The sequence below is a fragment of the Paraburkholderia sp. BL9I2N2 genome (assembly GCF_004339745.1).
In the GTDB taxonomy this organism is placed as follows: Bacteria; Pseudomonadota; Gammaproteobacteria; order Burkholderiales; family Burkholderiaceae; genus Paraburkholderia.
Genome location: NZ_SMGP01000004.1, coordinates 951,424 through 968,374 on the forward strand (window position 1 = coordinate 951,424; position 16,951 = coordinate 968,374).

At 64.2% G+C, this 16,951-nt stretch carries 15 protein-coding genes; 5 read left to right on the top strand and 10 right to left on the bottom strand.

Annotated elements, in window-relative coordinates; all coding sequences use genetic code 11:
* Nucleotides 1-33 precede the first annotated feature (33 nt).
* The 3 genes from B0G74_RS40730 to B0G74_RS40740 form a co-directional block, all read right to left on the bottom strand.
* Complete coding sequence (locus B0G74_RS40730; RefSeq protein ID WP_132382882.1) at nucleotides 34-1,110, bottom strand: TAXI family TRAP transporter solute-binding subunit; 1,077 nt, start codon at nucleotides 1,108-1,110, stop codon at nucleotides 34-36.
* Nucleotides 1,111-1,303: 193 nt separating this feature from the next.
* Nucleotides 1,304-2,578 carry a hypothetical protein gene (locus tag B0G74_RS40735; RefSeq protein WP_132382884.1) on the bottom strand — a complete coding sequence of 425 codons (1,275 nt, stop codon included), beginning with the start codon at nucleotides 2,576-2,578 and terminating at the stop codon, nucleotides 1,304-1,306.
* 375 nt (nucleotides 2,579-2,953) lie between these two features.
* On the bottom strand, nucleotides 2,954-4,489 hold the full coding sequence (locus B0G74_RS40740; protein ID WP_132382886.1) for an MDR family MFS transporter: 1,536 nt from the start codon (nucleotides 4,487-4,489) through the stop codon (nucleotides 2,954-2,956).
* Nucleotides 4,490-4,563: 74 nt separating this feature from the next.
* Between B0G74_RS40740 and B0G74_RS40745 the strand changes: the two genes are divergently transcribed.
* Nucleotides 4,564-5,358 (top strand): TetR/AcrR family transcriptional regulator, encoded by a 795-nt coding sequence (locus tag B0G74_RS40745; RefSeq protein WP_132382888.1) that lies wholly within the window; start codon nucleotides 4,564-4,566, stop codon nucleotides 5,356-5,358.
* 65 nt (nucleotides 5,359-5,423) lie between these two features.
* On the opposite strand, the gene B0G74_RS40750 is transcribed toward B0G74_RS40745, so the two are convergent.
* Entirely contained in the window at nucleotides 5,424-6,185 is a 762-nt protein-coding gene (locus tag B0G74_RS40750) for a ribonuclease activity regulator RraA (protein ID WP_243658545.1), read from the bottom strand.
* Nucleotides 6,186-6,623: 438 nt separating this feature from the next.
* On the opposite strand from B0G74_RS40750, the gene B0G74_RS40755 reads away from it, so the two are divergent.
* Complete coding sequence (locus B0G74_RS40755) at nucleotides 6,624-7,136, top strand: response regulator (RefSeq protein WP_132382890.1); 513 nt, start codon at nucleotides 6,624-6,626, stop codon at nucleotides 7,134-7,136.
* Between the two features lie 139 nt (nucleotides 7,137-7,275).
* Here B0G74_RS40755 and B0G74_RS40760 read toward each other — a convergent pair whose 3' ends face one another.
* Both B0G74_RS40760 and B0G74_RS40765 read right to left on the bottom strand, forming a co-directional pair.
* Entirely contained in the window at nucleotides 7,276-7,851 is a 576-nt protein-coding gene (locus tag B0G74_RS40760) for a Fur family transcriptional regulator (RefSeq protein ID WP_132382892.1), read from the bottom strand.
* Nucleotides 7,852-7,983: 132 nt separating this feature from the next.
* On the bottom strand, nucleotides 7,984-8,610 hold the full coding sequence (locus B0G74_RS40765; RefSeq protein WP_132382894.1) for a glutathione S-transferase: 627 nt from the start codon (nucleotides 8,608-8,610) through the stop codon (nucleotides 7,984-7,986).
* A 216-nt stretch (nucleotides 8,611-8,826) separates the two neighbouring features.
* On the opposite strand from B0G74_RS40765, the gene B0G74_RS40770 reads away from it, so the two are divergent.
* A complete protein-coding gene (locus tag B0G74_RS40770; RefSeq protein WP_132382896.1) occupies nucleotides 8,827-10,512 on the top strand; it encodes an ATP-binding domain-containing protein in 1,686 nt (561 codons plus the stop codon).
* Nucleotides 10,513-10,523: 11 nt separating this feature from the next.
* On the opposite strand, the gene B0G74_RS40775 is transcribed toward B0G74_RS40770, so the two are convergent.
* Nucleotides 10,524-11,471: a phosphoribosyltransferase gene (locus tag B0G74_RS40775; RefSeq protein ID WP_132382898.1), complete on the bottom strand. Its 948-nt coding sequence runs from the start codon at nucleotides 11,469-11,471 to the stop codon at nucleotides 10,524-10,526.
* A 250-nt stretch (nucleotides 11,472-11,721) separates the two neighbouring features.
* Here B0G74_RS40775 and B0G74_RS40780 point away from each other — a divergent pair, with 250 nt between their 5' ends.
* On the top strand, nucleotides 11,722-12,264 hold the full coding sequence (locus B0G74_RS40780) for a molybdopterin-dependent oxidoreductase (protein ID WP_132382900.1): 543 nt from the start codon (nucleotides 11,722-11,724) through the stop codon (nucleotides 12,262-12,264).
* Nucleotides 12,234-14,090 (top strand): ATP-binding protein, encoded by a 1,857-nt coding sequence (locus B0G74_RS40785; RefSeq protein WP_132382902.1) that lies wholly within the window; start codon nucleotides 12,234-12,236, stop codon nucleotides 14,088-14,090. The genes B0G74_RS40780 and B0G74_RS40785 overlap by 31 nt, the downstream gene beginning before the upstream one ends.
* Nucleotides 14,091-14,171: 81 nt before the next feature.
* Here B0G74_RS40785 and B0G74_RS40790 read toward each other — a convergent pair whose 3' ends face one another.
* The 3 genes from B0G74_RS40790 to B0G74_RS40800 all read right to left on the bottom strand — a co-directional run bounded on the left by B0G74_RS40790 (nucleotide 14,172) and on the right by B0G74_RS40800 (nucleotide 16,917).
* A complete protein-coding gene (locus B0G74_RS40790; protein ID WP_132382904.1) occupies nucleotides 14,172-15,026 on the bottom strand; it encodes a helix-turn-helix domain-containing protein in 855 nt (284 codons plus the stop codon).
* Nucleotides 15,027-15,319: 293 nt separating this feature from the next.
* Nucleotides 15,320-16,660 carry a type II toxin-antitoxin system HipA family toxin gene (locus B0G74_RS40795; RefSeq protein ID WP_132382906.1) on the bottom strand — a complete coding sequence of 447 codons (1,341 nt, stop codon included), beginning with the start codon at nucleotides 16,658-16,660 and terminating at the stop codon, nucleotides 15,320-15,322.
* 2 nt (nucleotides 16,661-16,662) lie between these two features.
* Nucleotides 16,663-16,917 carry a helix-turn-helix transcriptional regulator gene (locus B0G74_RS40800; protein ID WP_132382908.1) on the bottom strand — a complete coding sequence of 85 codons (255 nt, stop codon included), beginning with the start codon at nucleotides 16,915-16,917 and terminating at the stop codon, nucleotides 16,663-16,665.
* Nucleotides 16,918-16,951 lie beyond the last annotated feature (34 nt).

The window sequence follows — 16,951 nt, forward strand, 5'->3', positions numbered from 1 at the left end:
GCGCCTGAACATTCGCTTGCCAATGCGCCGAACTTACTTGCACAGCAGAAGCAAGCGTTCCTGATCCGTACACGTCGGACGTGGTTTCGGCGCGGCCTGCTGGACCGCCGTGGCGTTCATCGCGGCGCTCTTGTTCACGAGACACGCGCGCAGATGCTTCTCGACCGGTGAGTAGTATTTCCACCCGCGCACGAGAGGCGGCAACTCCAGCTTCACCTGCTTCCATTTCGGATGCCCGTGCTCCTGAAGATTGTCGAAGTTGGCGCATAGCGAATCGGCAAAGCGATTCAGATTGCCGACGGTATCGCGCAGGCCATAGTCGTACGTGACGAGAAACGCCTTGACGGTCAGCGCGGGCACGTCTTCCTTCAGCCAGGTCGGATAACTGGCCGCGCGAATCGTCGTCGGGAAATAGGTTTGTTTGGCGCGGGTGGTTTCGGGTGCGGCCGGATCGGCCCTTAGAAGGCGGATTTGCTGCAACAGGTCGGGGTTCATGTCGTTGAACAGTTTCGCCGGCTGTCCGACCACGATGATCGCGACGTCCACTTTCTTGACGATCAACGCGGCCAGCGCGTCTTCGTTGCTGAGATGCTGGATGTTCTGCTCAGGAATTGCCTGACCGAACATCAAGTGATAGAGCGTCGTGGCCGACTGCGCGGTGCCGCTGCCGATCAGGCCGACACTGATACTTTTGTCCTTGATATCGGCGAGGGTTTTCAGCGGCGAGTCCGCGCGCACCACGACGTTGATTTCCTCGTCGTAGAGCGGCATGATGAGCCGCAGCGGCCGGATTGCCGTGCCGGCATCGGCATTGCCGGCGTTGGCCATGTCGATGTAAGCCTGGTACACGTCGGATTGCACGAGCGCCAGTTTCACGCCCGGCTCGAAGCGCATGCGTTGCACGTTTTCAGCGGAGCCCTTCGAGGCCATCACTTCCAGGTCGATGCCCGCTGGTTGCGCAACCCATTTCGACAGATCCTGGCCGATCTGAATATACGTACCCCGTTCCGGACCGGTGACGATCTTGTAGTGCGCCGGCTCCGCACAGGCCAGTGAAGATGCGACCATCAGCGCCAGCCCCAGCCATCCCGCCAGAAGTCTCTTCAGCATGGTCTATCTACCTATCGGTCAGGTTCGTACGACTTCGCGCGTCGACTCGCGTGAAGCACCAGTGAGCCGGATTGCCATGTCATGTTCTATGTGCCGCGCCCGCCACGTCCGTCTGTTACCTCTCAAACGATACGCGCTGACGTGCGCGATTTTCGGGCGGATTGTTTATACGATTCGGTATCCAGATTATCTGTCACTGGCTCGGTGAACCACCCGCGGAGGGCTTCGCGGCATTCGTCGCCGGACGTTTCCAGCCGGAGTCCTTGATGGCGCGTTCGCGTGCCTCGACGCTGTTGCCCTCCGGCGTCGCGGCGGCGGAACGCGGGGCGCCCACCACGACTTCGCTGTTCGGGGGCGTGCCTTTGGGCAACGGCGTCTGTAGCTGAACCGCCTGCTGCGACGAGGCTGCGGCTTGCGCTTGCGCCGACGCTTTGGCTTGTGGCGGCGTGCCTGCCGCGGCGCGCGGGTTGAGCGGCGCCCAGCCGGTCTCGCGAATCACGCGTTCAAGAATGGACTTCGCCGTGTCGTTGCCGGTATCGATCGCGAGCGCTTCGTTGGCGTGTTGACGTGCGCAAGGCCACGACTGCTGCGCGGCGCAAGTTTGCGCTGCTTGCAACGCGGCGTCGCGGCGGGCGGCCAGCGACTTCAATTCTGCCGCGAGGTCTTGTGCGTCGGAACTGCCCGGTTGGATCGTTTGCGCGGCGCCGAGCGCGGCTTGTGCCGCGGAGAGATCGTTGGCGCGGAAAGCGAGGCGCGCCACCTGCAAAGCTTGCGCGGCATCGCGGAACTGTGGCGCGGGTTTGGCGGGCGCAGCGGCCACCGGTGGCGCGATGGGCGTCGCCGGCATCGCCTGTACCGGCCTGGCGGGATTGACGGGAACGGCGGGTTTGCCCGCGGTGGCAGCCTGGTTGGTGGACTGAGCCGGCGAATACAGTGCGATCGTGCCGGTCGTCGTTCTGGCGTCCTGAGTAGTTTCGGTTTCAGCCGACTGGTCGCTACTGCCGCTCAATGAATCGCGATCGCTGAATAGCGCATATCCGACATACGCCAGGCCGATTACGACAACTGCGCCGACGGCATAGAGCACCTTGCGAAGCGGGATTGCGCCGTGAGCCGCCGCATTGGGCAGCGCGTGAAGATGCGGAATCGGCGCGTCCGGTGAAACGAGTGCGGACGCAGGCATCACAGCCTCGCCACGAGCGGGTTCGCTCGCGAACGTGGCACGCGTCGTGGGGTCGGTCTCATCGGCTGTCGCCGCATCGAGGCTGTTCTCGAGGCTGTTCTTTTGCGCAGATTTGTTCATGGCGCTGGCGCGGCTGCCGGGAATCACTGTGCGCTTGTGCGGACCCGCGTCGAGTGGATGGACCGCGCCGCAATACGGGCAATAGTCGACTTGCCGGTACAGTGCGCCGCCACACCGCTTGCAAGGCGTCGGAAAACTATGTCCGAGTAGTGTCTGGGTGGACATGCTGTGGACCCACCTTTGGAAAACGATGCCATTACGGCATGTTCCGGATCATGTTGAAGCGGGAGCAATGTCCGCGGAAATCACGATCCACATGCGCCGGAGAGTCATTGCGGCAAGGCCACGCTTGCGATGCCGCTGGTTGCAATATGTGGCGTTTCAGTGAGAACGTCAATCGCCGTTGCTACCTATGTTATGTGCGCCAGCGCACATTTGCAGGTACGACGAAATACCCCCTGTATCGGCAGGACGAACGGGCGTGAAGGTTTTTTCACACCATTCGAAGGGCGCTGAAAATAGAACGAGGTCGGCGCGCACGGCGTCCGACCTCGTCATTAAGCACTTGCATCAAGCGCCTGAGAAAGGCGCGAAAAATAGTCAGTGCTTGCGCAGCGGATGATCCTTCAGCAGCCATGCGAGCGCGAACGCCAGCACCACCACGCACGCAGCCGAAAGGTACACCGTGTGCAACGCGCCCGCGAATGCTTGCAGATAATCGTCGCGCAACGCTTGCGGCAACTCGTGGATCGCGGCAGGTCCGAGCGCGTGCGGCAATTCGGTGTCGGGCGGGATCAGCTTTTCGAGGCGCGCGGCGAGACCGTTGGAGAACACGGCGCCGAAGCTCGCCACGCCAATCGAACCACCGATCGAGCGGAACAGCGTCGCGCCCGAAGTCGCCACGCCCATATGCTTGAACTCCACGGTGTTCTGCACCGCGAGAATCAGCACCTGCATCACCATGCCGAGCCCGCAGCCGAGAATGCCCATGTCGAGATACATCACATGAATCGGCGTGCTGATCTGCAGACGTGCGAGCAGCAGCATTGCGACCGCCACGAGAAACGTGCCCGCGATCGGGAACATGCGGTACTTGCCGATCTTGCTGATCACCCGGCCGGTCACCATCGACATCAGGAACAGGCCGCCCATCATCGGCAGCATCTGCATGCCGGCTTCCGATGGCGTCGAGCCTTTGACCACCTGCAAATACAGCGGCAGGAACGTCACCGAGCCGAACAGCGATACGCCGATGATGAAGCCGATCAGGCTGCTCAGCAAAAACGTGCGCTGTTTGAAGAGTTCGAGCGGCATGATCGGTTCGACCGCGCTGCGTTCTTCGTGAATGAAACCCCAGATCGCCACGAGGCCCATGCCCAGCGTGAACCAGAGTTGCGGCGACGACCACGGCAGGATCGTGCCGCCCTGGCTCGTGAACAGGATGATGCAGGTGAGGGCGCCGGCGAGAAACGCGGCGCCCATGTAGTCGATGGTGTGCTTCACTTGGCGAACGTGCGGCCTGAAGACCGCGCCGATCACGACGAGCGAAATGATGCCGAGCGGCAGATTGATGTAGAAGATCCATCGCCACGTCAGGTGCTCGACGAGAAAGCCGCCGAGCAGCGGACCGATCACGGTCGCAAGACCGAACACACCGCCGAACACGCCCTGATAGCGGCCGCGTTCAGCCGGCGGAATCACGTCGGCGATGGCGGCCATCGTCACCACCAGCAAACCGCCGCCGCCGAGACCTTGCAGCGCGCGCAGCACGATGAGCTGCGTCATGTCCTGCGCGACGCCGCACAGCGCGGAGCCGACCAGGAACACGATGATCGCTGTCTGCAGCACGATCTTGCGGCCGAACAGGTCGCCGAACTTGCCGTACAGCGGCACGACGATGGTCGAGCTGAGCAGATAGGCGGTCACCACCCATGACAGATTATTGAGCCCGCCCAGTTCGCCGACGATGGTCGGCAGCGCCGTCGAGACGATCGTCTGATCGAGCGCGGCGAGCAGCATGACCAGCAGCAGTGCCGGAAACAGCAGGCGGATCGGCGGGTGATCGGCTGCCTGCGCGCTCGCCTGCGCGTGGGCCTGCGTCAGCTCGGCGGGTTGTGTCGTGGTCGATTGGTTCATGGCATCACGGGTTGAAATTAATTAATTCAGAGATTAATATATGCGACATCGCGTCACCAGTCAATTTGAAGGCAATGGCAAGGATTCCGTCCGATGGTCGAAGGATGAAAAACACGGTGCCTGACACGGCTGCCGTGAAGGTTCGCAAGGCGCGCTCCGCGCCGAGCCACGCCGTTGAAACCCACGCAGGCGCGCTGTCGGTAAAACCGGAGGCGGCCGCCGCACCCGCACGGCGGCCAGGCAGGCCTTCAGGCGCCGCGCGCGGACCGGAGCAGCGCAACCGCTTGCTCGATGCCGCGCTCGTGCTGTTCGCGCGGCAGGGCATCGTCGACACCACGCTTGGGGAGATCGCCCGCGAGGCCGGTTTCACGCCGGCGATGATGCATTACTACTTCAAGACGCGCGATCAACTGCTCGACGTGCTGATCGACGAACGTTTCGCGCCGCTGCGCGCGGGGCTCGGCGTGCCGTTCCAGGAAAATCCCGACGATCCGGTCGCGGCGATCACGCAACTCGCGCAGCGACTGGTGCAGGTGGCGGCCGACCACCCGTGGTTTCCGTCGCTGTGGGTGCGCGAAGTGATCAGCGACGGCGGTCTGTTGCGTCAGCGCATGCACGAGCGCTTCGGCAACGCGCATCAGAAGGCGTCGCTGTCAGCCATTGCCCGCTGGCAGAAAGAAGGGCGCTTGAACGCCGGACTGGAACCCGCGCTCGTATTCGTCACGCTGCTGGGGCTGACGATCTTGCCGCTGGCCACATCGAAGCTGTGGTGCAACGATCCCGTGCGTCGCAATATCGGCGGCGAGGAAATCGCGCGGCATGCCGTGGCCTTGCTGCTGCAGGGCATTGGTCCGAAGAAAGCCGATTGATAGCCGATTGATGGCCGCTGCTCGCTGAGCCGCGCCGGCGTCACACGGAACGCGATCACCCCGCCTTACGCTTTGCGTTTTTCCTTCCACGCCTCATAAGCGGCTTTGGTCGTTTCGTTCGGCGGGTAAGTACCGGGCAAGGCGGCGCCGTCACGAATCCGCTCGGTGAGAAACGCTTCGAGTTGCTCCTGTTCGGCAGCGGCTTGCGCAACCTCTACCGCCATTTTCAAAGGAATCACCACCACACCGTCCGCATCGCCGACGATCACGTCGCCAGGAAACACCGCGACGCCGCCGCAGCCGATCGGCACATTGATATCCACCGCGTGATGGCGAATCAGATTGGGCGGCGCGCTCGCGCCCGCGCAGAACACGGGGATGCCGAGCGCCGCGATCGTCGTGCTGTCTCGCACCGGGCCGTCGGACACCATGCCCGCCACGCCGCGAACCTGCAAGCGTTGCGTCAGGATCGAACCGAACGACGCGCTGCCACGCTCACCGCGGCAATCCTGCACGAGCACATGGCCGGCCGGAATCGTCTCGACACATTTGCGCTGGGCATACTCGGGATCGGCGAAGAGTTCGAGCACGTCGATGTCTTCCCGCGACGGAATGTTGCGCAGCGTAAACGCCGGCCCGACCAGATTTGCGCCGTTGTGCGCGGCGAGCGGCGCGACGCCCTGCATGAACGTATTGCGCAGGCCGCGCTTGAACAATTGAGTCGTCAGCGTGGCGGTGCTGACCTGGCGAAGGGCTTCGAGCGTGGCGGAGTCGAGATCGGACATGGTGTCGGGCGGCCTCAAGGTGGGAAGCGGAAAACGGGACATGGCAAGAGCATGACGCGCGGCGCCGCAGCGGGGCAATCCCCGATGCGGTGCGCCCACGATGATAGCGCCCCCCGCAGCCAGTTCAGCAAGGCCCGGCGCCGCGCCGCATTCGTCCGACGCCGAAGCCGGCGAGGCACGCAACGTGCTACTGATCGGTTGGATGTAAATGCAGGCGGCATCAACACAGGTCGCCGGCTTTGCAAAAGAACAGGAATGTGAAAAGAGGCGCCAGGCGGGAAGGGCCGTGCCAATGGGGTTTGCACGAGCCGCCGCGGCGAATCGGGAGTCGGCATCGGTCAGCCATGACTGTGGCGGCGAGGGCCGGTTTTTCATTGGCGTGCAATTTTGGCGCGTTACTGTGCGCGCGTTGGTGCTCGGGCCATGTTTTACAATCTTGGGCCCTGTGTGCAACTCGGCGTACGAAATCGAGTCGGAACCATGAACAGCAATATCGCAGTCGCGCAAATCGGCGGCAAGCAGCAGGGCGAAACGTTGGCCAAGTCGGACGGCCTAACCGGTTTTTTAGAGCAACAACGGAAAATGAGCGGAGCATTGAGACTCGATCAGGCCACGATCGTGCTCGTAGAAGACGACCCGGACAGCCGGGAATCGTTGACCCTATTACTCGAAGCGGAAGGCGCGCATGTCGTCGCTGTGGCGGATGCGGAAGAGGGCGTGGAGGCGGCACTGCGGTTATTGCCCGACGCCGTCGTGTGCGATCTGGAACTGCCCGCCATGGACGGTTTCTACCTGATCCAGCGCCTGCGCGACCACGAGATTCGTGGCGACCACCCGCCGTCGGTGGCGGTGGCGCTCACCGGCCACACTGACGACGCCTACCGATTACGCAGCATCGGTGAAGGCTTCCAGCATTTCATGACCAAGCCGGCTTTGCCCGATGACCTCGTGACGCTGCTGCACGACGCAATTCACGCTCGCGCGGCGGGCTGAATCAGGGCTTCGAGGTAAACCCACGGATTCGCGGCACGGCTTGACAGCCGCGCCGTGACACGCCTGCATCCTCAGATGCCTGGCTTGATGGCAAAGTAGGGGGCGAGTGCGGTTTTGCGCACGTTGCCGTTCGTTGCCGCTATTTGACGGCGGCGACAGGCGTTCCCGAATCCTTGCTCGACGCCGCCGCTTCCAACGCCTGGCAGGCAGAACACAATCCCTTCAATTCGATTTCATCGCTCGCGAGACGGTAGCCTGAGTCTTCGATTTGTGCGACGAGTGCCTGGCGCAGTTTCGGCTGATGCAATTCGGTGACGTTGCCGCATTGCTGGCACACCACCAGGATGCCGTGCTGGCATTGCGTCAGATCGTGGCAGACGGTGAACGCATTGATCGATTCGATCCGATGCACGAGCCCCGCCGAGAGCAGAAAGTCCAGCGCCCGGTACACCGTGGGCGGCGCCGAGCCGGGATGGATCTGGCGCATCTCGTCGAGCAGTGAATACGCTTTGGTGGCGCGCCCGGAATTCAGCAGCAATTCGAGCACTTTGCGACGGATCGGCGTGAGTTTTTCGCCGCGTTCGCGGCAATATTCTTCCGCGAGTGTCAGTGCGGCTTCCTGCGAAACACCGTGCGTGTGCCCCGGTTCATCGGAATGAGCGGAGGCGGCGGAGGTGGCTTTGTCGGCGGTCGCGGCGGGCTTGGCGGTCTTCATGCGTCGATTATAAAGGCCATCGCGTCTTGCCGTGCCGGCGCGCGAAGCGCGGGGCCGCCGCCTTGGCTATGCGCGGCATGATCGAGCGGTAGCGTGCGTGGCCAGAGCACGGGCCGCGCGCGGCCCGATGGCTCAAGTCAGCGGGAAGTCGACGTACTTCTTGAACCCCGTGCGCGTCGCAATGCGCGAATACCAGCGCTCCAGATTCGGCAGCGGCGGCCGCGCCACGCCGTCCAGCCCGAACCAGCGTTTGGCGTAAGCGCCGATCACGATGTCGGCCAGCGTGAACTTCTCGCCTTCAAGGAAGAAACGTCCTTGCAGATGCGTGTCCAGCATGCGCCACAGCGCGGTGACGGCGTCGAAGTCGGTGGCGAGTCTGGCGGCGTCGCGCTCGGCGGCCGGCGTGCGCACGAGCGCCCAGAATACCGGTCGTTCGGCGGGTTGCAGCGTGGACAGCGACCAGTCCAGCCAGCGGTCGACGCTGGCGCGCGATGCCGGCTCCGACGGATACAACAGACTGCCTTCGCCGTACTGCGTCACGAGATAACGCAGGATCGAGTTCGATTCCCACAGCACGAAGTCGTCGTCGACCAGCGTCGGGATCTTGCCGGTCGGGTTCATCGCGAGATAGTCGGCTTCGTTGTTACGGCCGAATTGCAGGCCGGCGTCGATACGGTCATACGGCAGCACCAGCTCATCGCAGCACCATAACACTTTCTGGACGTTGACCGAATTGGCGCGTCCCCAGATCGTAATCATCCGGTAAATCCTTTTCTTTACGTTGGTAAGCCGCGCCGGTCGCGCGGCGTTCAGCCAGTAACGATACACGATGCGGGTGATTTTGCGCGCCGCCGGGCGGCAGCCGGCCGGGCCGAAGATGGCGGGAAGCGCGTCTGAAAGCGACGCCCCGGCAGGCATTCGGCAATGCGCGCGCGTTGCGTACAATGAGCCCCACCCGAATCCGACGAGGCACGCATGGCCCGCATTGTTCCCGACGACTGGAAGAGCCTCGCCGCCACCGGCGCGGCGGCCCGCGAACGCGAAACGCTGGCGTTGCTCGAAGAGGCGCTGCCTGATGGCTACACCGTCTATCACGGCGTGCACTGGACGCGCCTGAACCAGAACTTCTCGGTGTTCGGCGAAGCCGACTTCGTGATCGTCAGCCCGGCTGGGCGCGTGATGATCGTCGAACAGAAAACCGGCTTTCTGCGCGAAACGCCGAAAGGGCTCGTCAAGGTCTATCTGCAGACCGAGCGCAATGTGGCGATCGCGCTCGCGCACACCATCGAAAGTCTGCATCGGCGCTTTACCGCGGCGTTTGGCGCGGGCACGTATTTCGTCGAGGAACTGCTGTACTGTCCGGACCACATCGTCAAGGACGCGGCGATCGCCGGCGTGAATCCCGCGCGGATCGTGGATGCAACGCGGAAAGACCGGCTCGCGGCGATCATCCGCGAAGCCTTGCCGGCCGACGAACCGCACCTTGTCTGCGCGCCGAAAATCCACCACTTTCTCGCCGACGAACTGGCGCTCACGCCCGACGCGAGCGCGCTGGTCGGGCAAGCAGGCACGCTCGTCACGCGGCTCGCGGGCGGTCTTGCGACATGGGCGCGGCGGCTCGAGTTCGCGCCGTTCCGGCTGCGCGTGATCGGCACGGCCGGCTCCGGCAAGACGCAACTCGCGGTGCAGGTCATGAAGGACGCGGTGGCGCGCGGCCAGCGTCCGCTATACGTGTGCTTCAACCGGCCGCTGGCGGATCACATCGCACGGGTCGCGCCGCCTGAGGCGAAGGTAGCGAACTATCACCAGCTGTGCGACTGGATCGCGCGCGACGCGGGCCGCGAACCCGATTTCCAGGCGGGCGATGTGTTCGACCAGCTCGAAACGACTTTCGCCGATACGCCGATCGATCCGCGCTGGCAATTCGACGTGCTGATCGTCGACGAAGGCCAGGACTTCCAGCAGCCGTGGGTCGCTGCGCTCGAACGTCTGTTGCGCCCCGGCGCCGCGTGGTGGTGGCTCGAAGACCCGCTGCAGAATCTGTACATGCGTGAACCCGTCGCGCTACCCGGCTGGACCACGCTGAAGGAAACCACCAACTATCGCAGCCCGCGCGACATCCTCGATTACGTGCGCGACGTGGTCGGCGCCTCGGTGCCGGTCGCCGCGGCGCTCGCGTCCGGCAGTCCGTTCGACGGCTCCGATATCTCGCTCTCGGTCTACGACGAAGCGAATGCCGCCGAAGGCAGCATCGAGGCCACCAAGCGCGCGATCACGCAGGCGCTCTCGCTCGGCTTTCGCAAGCAGGACATCGTGGTGCTGTCGTTTCGCGGCCGCGAGGGCTCGGCGATGAGCGCGCTGGATCAACTCGGGCCGCATCGGCTGCGCAGTTTCACGGGCAAGTACGATCTGTTCGGCAACCCCGAATACCGCGAAGGCGACGTGCTGTTCGAGTCAATCTACCGCTTCAAGGGACAGGCGGCGCCGTGCGTGATATTCACCGAGGTCGACTTCGAGACTTTCGACGAACGCATCGCGCGCAAGCTGTTCGTCGGCGCCACGCGCGCGACGATGAAGCTGATCGTCGTCGCGTCGCAGCGGGCCGCGCGGCATCTGCACTTGCGCGACGGCAAGGAGATCAAGGAAGCGAAAGAAGTCTAGCGCTCAGGCGCTCAGGTCCACGCGCGAGCACCGACCAGCATGCCGGTTTGCGTGGCCGCGTCCCACCAGATCACCCGCAAGAGCGGCGCTTGCTGCGCGATCAGCAGCGCCTGCACCGGATCGCTCTCGATGAAATGCGTGACGCCGCCGCGCAGTGCGGCCGCGGCCTTGTGCGCGGCGCTGCCGGCGGGACTTTCATCGTGCGTGTCGGGCGTGCGCATCACCAGTTGCAGATGGCCGAAGCCGTGCCGCGCGAGCCACGTTTCGGTGCGCGCGCGATCCACTTCCGGCCGGCCGGTGATGATCGTGCGAACCCGCTGCAAGTCGATCTCCGGCAGCACCTCGAACGGCAGCAGCGCATCGCGTTCGGCGAGCGCGGCGGCCAGGTCCTCGTCGTAACGCGCGAGCGGCACGTCGGGCAGCAGAATGCCGTCGAGGTCGATCGCGTAGGTGGCGTATTCGTGATCGTCGGCCATCGCGGGCGCGGCGCCTGATTCGACGCGCGCCCAGTCGTCGCGATAACGCTCGGTGTACGCCTGGCGCTCCCACGGAAACAGTGCGAAGTAGCCGCGCGCGTCGATTGCATAGTCGGGTTGCGTGCGGCTCAGGTCGTCGACGGCGCCGGTCAGCGTCCTGACCACGAGACCGTGCTGCTGAAGAAACGCGATGCAATCGGTCAGCGTAAATCCGCGCCCGGCGATGTCCTCGCACAGCAGCACGGTCGAACCCGCGGGCGGCATCGGCAGCGTCGAATCCCAGGCCACCGTGCGCGCCTGGCGGTCGTAGCGCAGAAAGGCGACCGGCGTTCCGACGGCATGCGAGACCATCAGCGCGAGCGGCGCGCCGCCGCGCAGAATGCCGATCGCCATCGTGAAGCGCTCCGCCAGCAAGGCAGGCTGCAGCGATTCGATCCAGTGATCGAGTTGTTCGTACGTCAGGGGCAAAACCGGCTTGTTCATGACTCGTGGGGCGTCGCGTGGCGCGGGTGGGGCGGGCGTCTCTGGCGCGGCCGAGGGACCTCGTTTTTGAGACAAAGAATTTTGGCGATATTATGCATGCGGTTCAAAGATCGCGCGTCGGGGTGACGCGCGGCACCCCGACGCGCGAAGCGAGACCGCGGCCGGGGCGAGGGGCGGCGGGCCGGCACGAGACCGAGCCGGCGACTGTCAGGCCGCCCGCAAGAAAATAGATAACGGAATAAAAAAGCAGATGACCAACTCGACCACCAGGGTGAATGACCGAAAACGCGCCGTCACGGGCGCACGCTGGGCTGCGGGCCTCGTCCTCGCGCTGGCCGCGTGGAGTGCGCAGGCTCAGTCGGAACAGCCACTTTTAGCGCTCGACGTGCAAGGCAAGATCGGCAAGACCACCGATGCCGCGCACAAGACATACCGCCTCACCGAAGCTCAACTGCTCGCTCTGCCGGTCCATTCGATCACGACCTCGACCACGTGGACGCCGCGCTCCACCTTCACAGGACCGCTGCTGGCGGATATTCTGAAGACCGTCGGCGCATATGGCAGCCAGGTCGAGATCCATACGCTCGACGACTATACCTACACCATTCCGGTGTCGGACTGCGATCGCTATGGCGTGGTCGTTGCGTACAGCATGAACGGCCGGCGTCTGAAGATCAGCGACTTCGGGCCGCTGTTCCTTATCTACCCGCGCGATGCGTTCCCGGATGAACTCACGGGCGCCTCGGGCGATTCGAAATTCGTATGGCAGATCAAGGCCCTCATCGTCAAATAATGCGCCATCCGTGGCGCCGTGCGCTCTACGTGCTGATCTGGCTGACCGCGCTCGCGGCGCCGGTCGGCGCGATCGGCTATCTGTTGTACGCGAATCTGCTCAACCCGCGCGCCACCGAGCAGTTGACCGGCTCGTACGACGGCTTCTACTGGGACGCCGCGCAACTGCAAATCGCTTACGCGCGCTTCGAGAATCAGTTGCTGCTGTATCAGTCGGGTGTCGACGACGACTATCAGCGGCTCATGCTGCGTTACCAGTTGCTGCAATCCAAGCTGCACGTGATGGCCGGTTCCACGCGCCGGCTGACTACCCAGCTCTCGCTGCTGCAAAGGCAGCTGGACGAAATCCATGCGCTCGATCAGTTGCTGGGCGGCATCGAACCCGAAGTCGACGCGCTGCCGAAAGACCGCAGCCAGGCCAACCGGATCGTCGCGCAACTGCGTCAGCACTGGAACGAGGTCAACGATCTCGCGCTGAGCCGCCGTTTCGCCGACGTCGCCGATCGCGAAGCGATGAACCGCGACTTCATCGACAAGCGTCGCATCCTGTTCGCCGGCGGCATGTTGCTGCTGTTGCTCTCGGCGGCGGCGACGCTGTTGCTCGTGCTGAACGGACGGCGCCGGACGCGCCTGATGCATCAGCAGCACGCGGCGCTCGAAGCCGAGCACCAGGCGAGCCGCGCCGCGCGCGAGGCGAGCCATGCGAAGGACGCGTTTCTCGGCATGATCAGCCACGAACTGCGCACGCCGTTGCATGCGATCGTGTCGTCGATCGAATTGCTGGGCTTCAACTATCACTCCGAGGCGGACCGCAAGGTGATCCAGCGGCTCGAAACCGCGGCGCGGCATCTGGAGGCACAGATGAAAGATCTGACCGACTATGCGCGCCTCGGCGCCGGCAAGCTCGAGTTGCGTCACGAGCATTTCGAGCCGCGCGAACTGCTGGCGTCGATCGTCGATGAACATGCGATGTCGGCCGCCGCGCGCGGTCTGCAACTGGAGAGCGAGGCGAGCGGCATGAGTGGTCTCGTCGATTCCGATCCGCACCGCATCCGCCAGATCGTCAACAACCTCGTCACCAACGCGATCCGCTATACCGAGACCGGCACGGTGCGCGTGCAGTTGCGGCAGCGGCCGGCGATGCTGGTTTTCGTCGTCAGCGATACGGGGCCTGGCGTGCCGCATGCGCAGATTCCGCTCATCTTCCAGGAGTTCACTCAACTGGACGCGTCGCGCACGCGCCGCTTCGAAGGCGCGGGCATGGGGCTGACGATCGTGCAGGGGCTGGTCAAACTGTTCGGCGGCACCGTCGAGGTGGCGAGCAAGGTCGGCGAGGGCACCACCTTCACCGTGACGATTCCGGTTACGCCGGTCGCGGCTGCGCAGCCGCGGGATGTGGCGGCGCGCGCCGAGCCAGGTGGTGGCGCGCGTCCGTGCGTGCTGATCGTCGACGACAACCGCCTGATCCGCGAGTCGCTCAGCGAAATGATCGCGCACATGAATTTCGACGCGCACGCCGTCGCCAATGCCGACGATGCGCTCGCCTGGCTCGATGCGCGCCGTTGCGACGTGGTGTTGCTCGATCTGCACATGCCCGAGCGCGACGGCTATACGTTTCTCGCGGACTTCGCCACGCGGGGCGGGCCGTCCGCGGGTGTGCCGGTGATCGTGGTCAGCGCGTATGCGCCGGAGGAGGAAGTAGCCGGAGGGGCGGAAGAAGGAGAAGCCGGCTCGCAGCCGTTCTTCGAAGCGTTATTAAAGCCGGTACATTACGAGGAGCTCCGCAGCGCGTTGCAGCGGGCTTTGGCTTCGCGGCATACGGTGTGATGCGAAGCGTGGCGGCCGGGCGAAGGTGGGCATCAACCTGAGCACACGCCTTCAGCCGTTTGCCGGCGCGAGTGGATCCGCTTAGGGCCGGTTCAGCCGCTTCGACAGATCGGCGACCAGGATCGCCATGCGCGCGGGCTTTTCATAGCACGCGACGTCGTAATTGCGGATCACCTGGCTGATCTCCGATTCGCTGGCCTTGCCGGTCAGCAATTCGCCAGTCAGCACGAAGATCGGCGCGTCCGGATTTTCCGAGGCGCGCACCGCGCGAATCGCGTTCGCCGAAGTCTGAGCGCCGAACAGCCAGTCGATCACGATGCCGTCGAACACCTGGCTTTGCAACTGGTCGGCAAAGGCCGCGAGTCCGTAGATCGCCACCGCCGCGAAGCCGCTGCGCTCCAGATAGTCGCGCAGGTTGTCGGCGCTGGCCTGATCGTCGTCGACCACCGCGATGGTCGGCTTGTCGGTTTCGGCGCGGCGCGGATAGATCTCGATCTTGTGAACTTCGTACGCGCTCTGGTAAAGCGTGCCGTCGTGGCGCGCCACGCGCCATTGACCGAGCCGGGAGTACGCGACGAATTCGGGGCGGCTGCCCGCCTCGAGCGCGGCGCCGACCCAGGCCGTGCAGGCCAGTTCGATCGCGCCGATGCTGAACACGGCTTCCTGGGCGATCGCGCCGACCATGCCGGGATCGAGCGATTGCGCGCCGAACAGCTGGGCGGCCGGTTCGCCGAACACCTCGGCGACCTTCTTGATCTGCGAGAGCGTCCACGGGCTGTTGCCGCGCAACTTGCGGTGCCCCTGTGAAAAACTCAGATCGAGGATGCGGCACAGCTCCGTGGTCTGCTGGCGTTTGCCGATTCCGTGCCGGCTCATCAACTCGCGCACGCGCTCGGCGACTGCGATGGAGTCAGGTGAGTTTGTTTCGTTGGCCATACTGCGTGAGAACCGCCGTCTTAAAGGGTACTGGGGAGTGCGATACGACAGGCGCAGCGCGGCCATGCACATTCAATGCGCAAAGACGCGGCGTCGCGGGGGACAGCAAATGTACCGTAAAAAGTATCGCAATCTGTAGTTTTGTACGACCGCCGCCGAGCCCGTCCGCGCGAGAGTCGGCAAGGACCGGTTTGGCGATCTTTTTATGCATTGAGCATCAATGTATTTTACCGATGAAACCTCGCTGCATCTGAAGAGAAATATGTCGCCCGATGCCGGCCGCTCGAAAACCTCTAACCAGCAGACATCGTGCCGAGCTTCGCCGCCGAGTTTTTCAGGCCTTTGAAAATCCGCTCGGCGACCTTGGCCGGAAAGCGTTCGGGCAATTCCGCCGAGACCCGCTCGATCACGCCGGGCGTCTGTTCGATCAACCGCTGGATCAGCGGTTCCGCGTCCGCGCCGTACGAGCACTTCAGCGCCATGATGTTGAAGTGGCGCCGCTGCACGTCGCGAAACGCGTCGTGCTTGCTGCGCGACCACATGCCCATGGCGAGCCTCGCCTTGAACCATGACCACTGGTTCGGGCCGCTGCCTTCCACCGGCCAGATCGACATCACGTCGTAAAGCGGCGTGAGGCGGTAATGGCCGCCCGCCAGCAGGCGGATGCTGAAGTTCTTGGCGTGGCCGTCCGGCGCCGCCAGCATCCAGAACAGAATCTGGCTTGCCAGCAACGTTTCGATGTCCTGCCGCGCCTCGACCGATTGCTGAAGAATCCGCGCGAGGTCGAGCACGCCCGGGCCGCCTTCGTTTTCGTATTTGCGATGCGACGGCACGCCGTACACCTGGCAGAAATCTTCCTGCGGCAGGCGCAACAGCCATTGCCCGCTCGAATGCATTTGCCGGTCGAAGCGCTCGACGCTCAACACCCGCTGCTTGCCGAACGCCATGATCTCCGTATTGGCGACCGGCAGGCCATAGGCGCGCAGAATCCGCAGGCAGAGCCACTCGTTTTCAACCGAGGTGCTGAGGTCGGCGAGCTTGTTGCCGACGAGGCCGAGCGGCAACTTGAAAATGTGCGTGGTGGGCGTGGCGCCATGCGGCCGCTGCCACTTGCCGTCGTGCCACAGCAGCGCGGTTTTCTCCTGCGCGCCGGCGAGCGAGATGCGGAAGTCGTCCGTCTCGTCCGGAGCGCCGAGCGCGGGGTTGCTGACCGTGCGCGCCAGCATGGTCTCGATCTCGCTGTCCGTGAGCGGCGTGCCCTCGATCCGTTCGACGCCTTGCGGCGAGTCGTCTTCGGCGAGCAACTGCACGGCGCCCACGCAATCGCGGCCGATGGCTTGCAGCAGATCGAACGCATCGAGCGTCTCGGTCTGGTAGCGTTGGCCGATGCGTTTTCTGATCGCCTCGCTGTCGGGCAGCAGGTTGTCGAAATAGTTGAGGACGCGCGGGCCTTTTTGCGCCAGGTTGCCCGGCGTGAACGGCAGCGACAGCGACAGCGGCCGTCCCGCGGGCGAGGCGACCCACGCGGGATCGTAGGCGAACTCCATGGGCCCGCGAGCGGGCAGGCGCCAGACGCCGACGCGCTCGCCGTTGGCCCATACCGATAGCGCACGTGAGTGAGTTTGGCGGCCCATGCTCACCACTCGCTCAACGGCGCCGGGCCCGGCAGCGCCTGACTCTTGTCGCGCAACTGCAATTGCAGGCCGTAGACGCCGCACAAGGCCAGCAATTGTGCGAGGGTGAGTGCGGCGGCGTCGGTTTCGAAGGCCGAAATGCGGCTCTGGCTGACGCCGATCCGCGCGGCGGCCTCGGCCTGCGTGAGGCCGGCTTGCCGCCGGCTGGCGGCAAGCAGCTGGGCCATCTGGTCCGGCGTGGCGATGAGGTGGAGCATGGCAGATTATCCGCGACACGAATAAATGCACTTT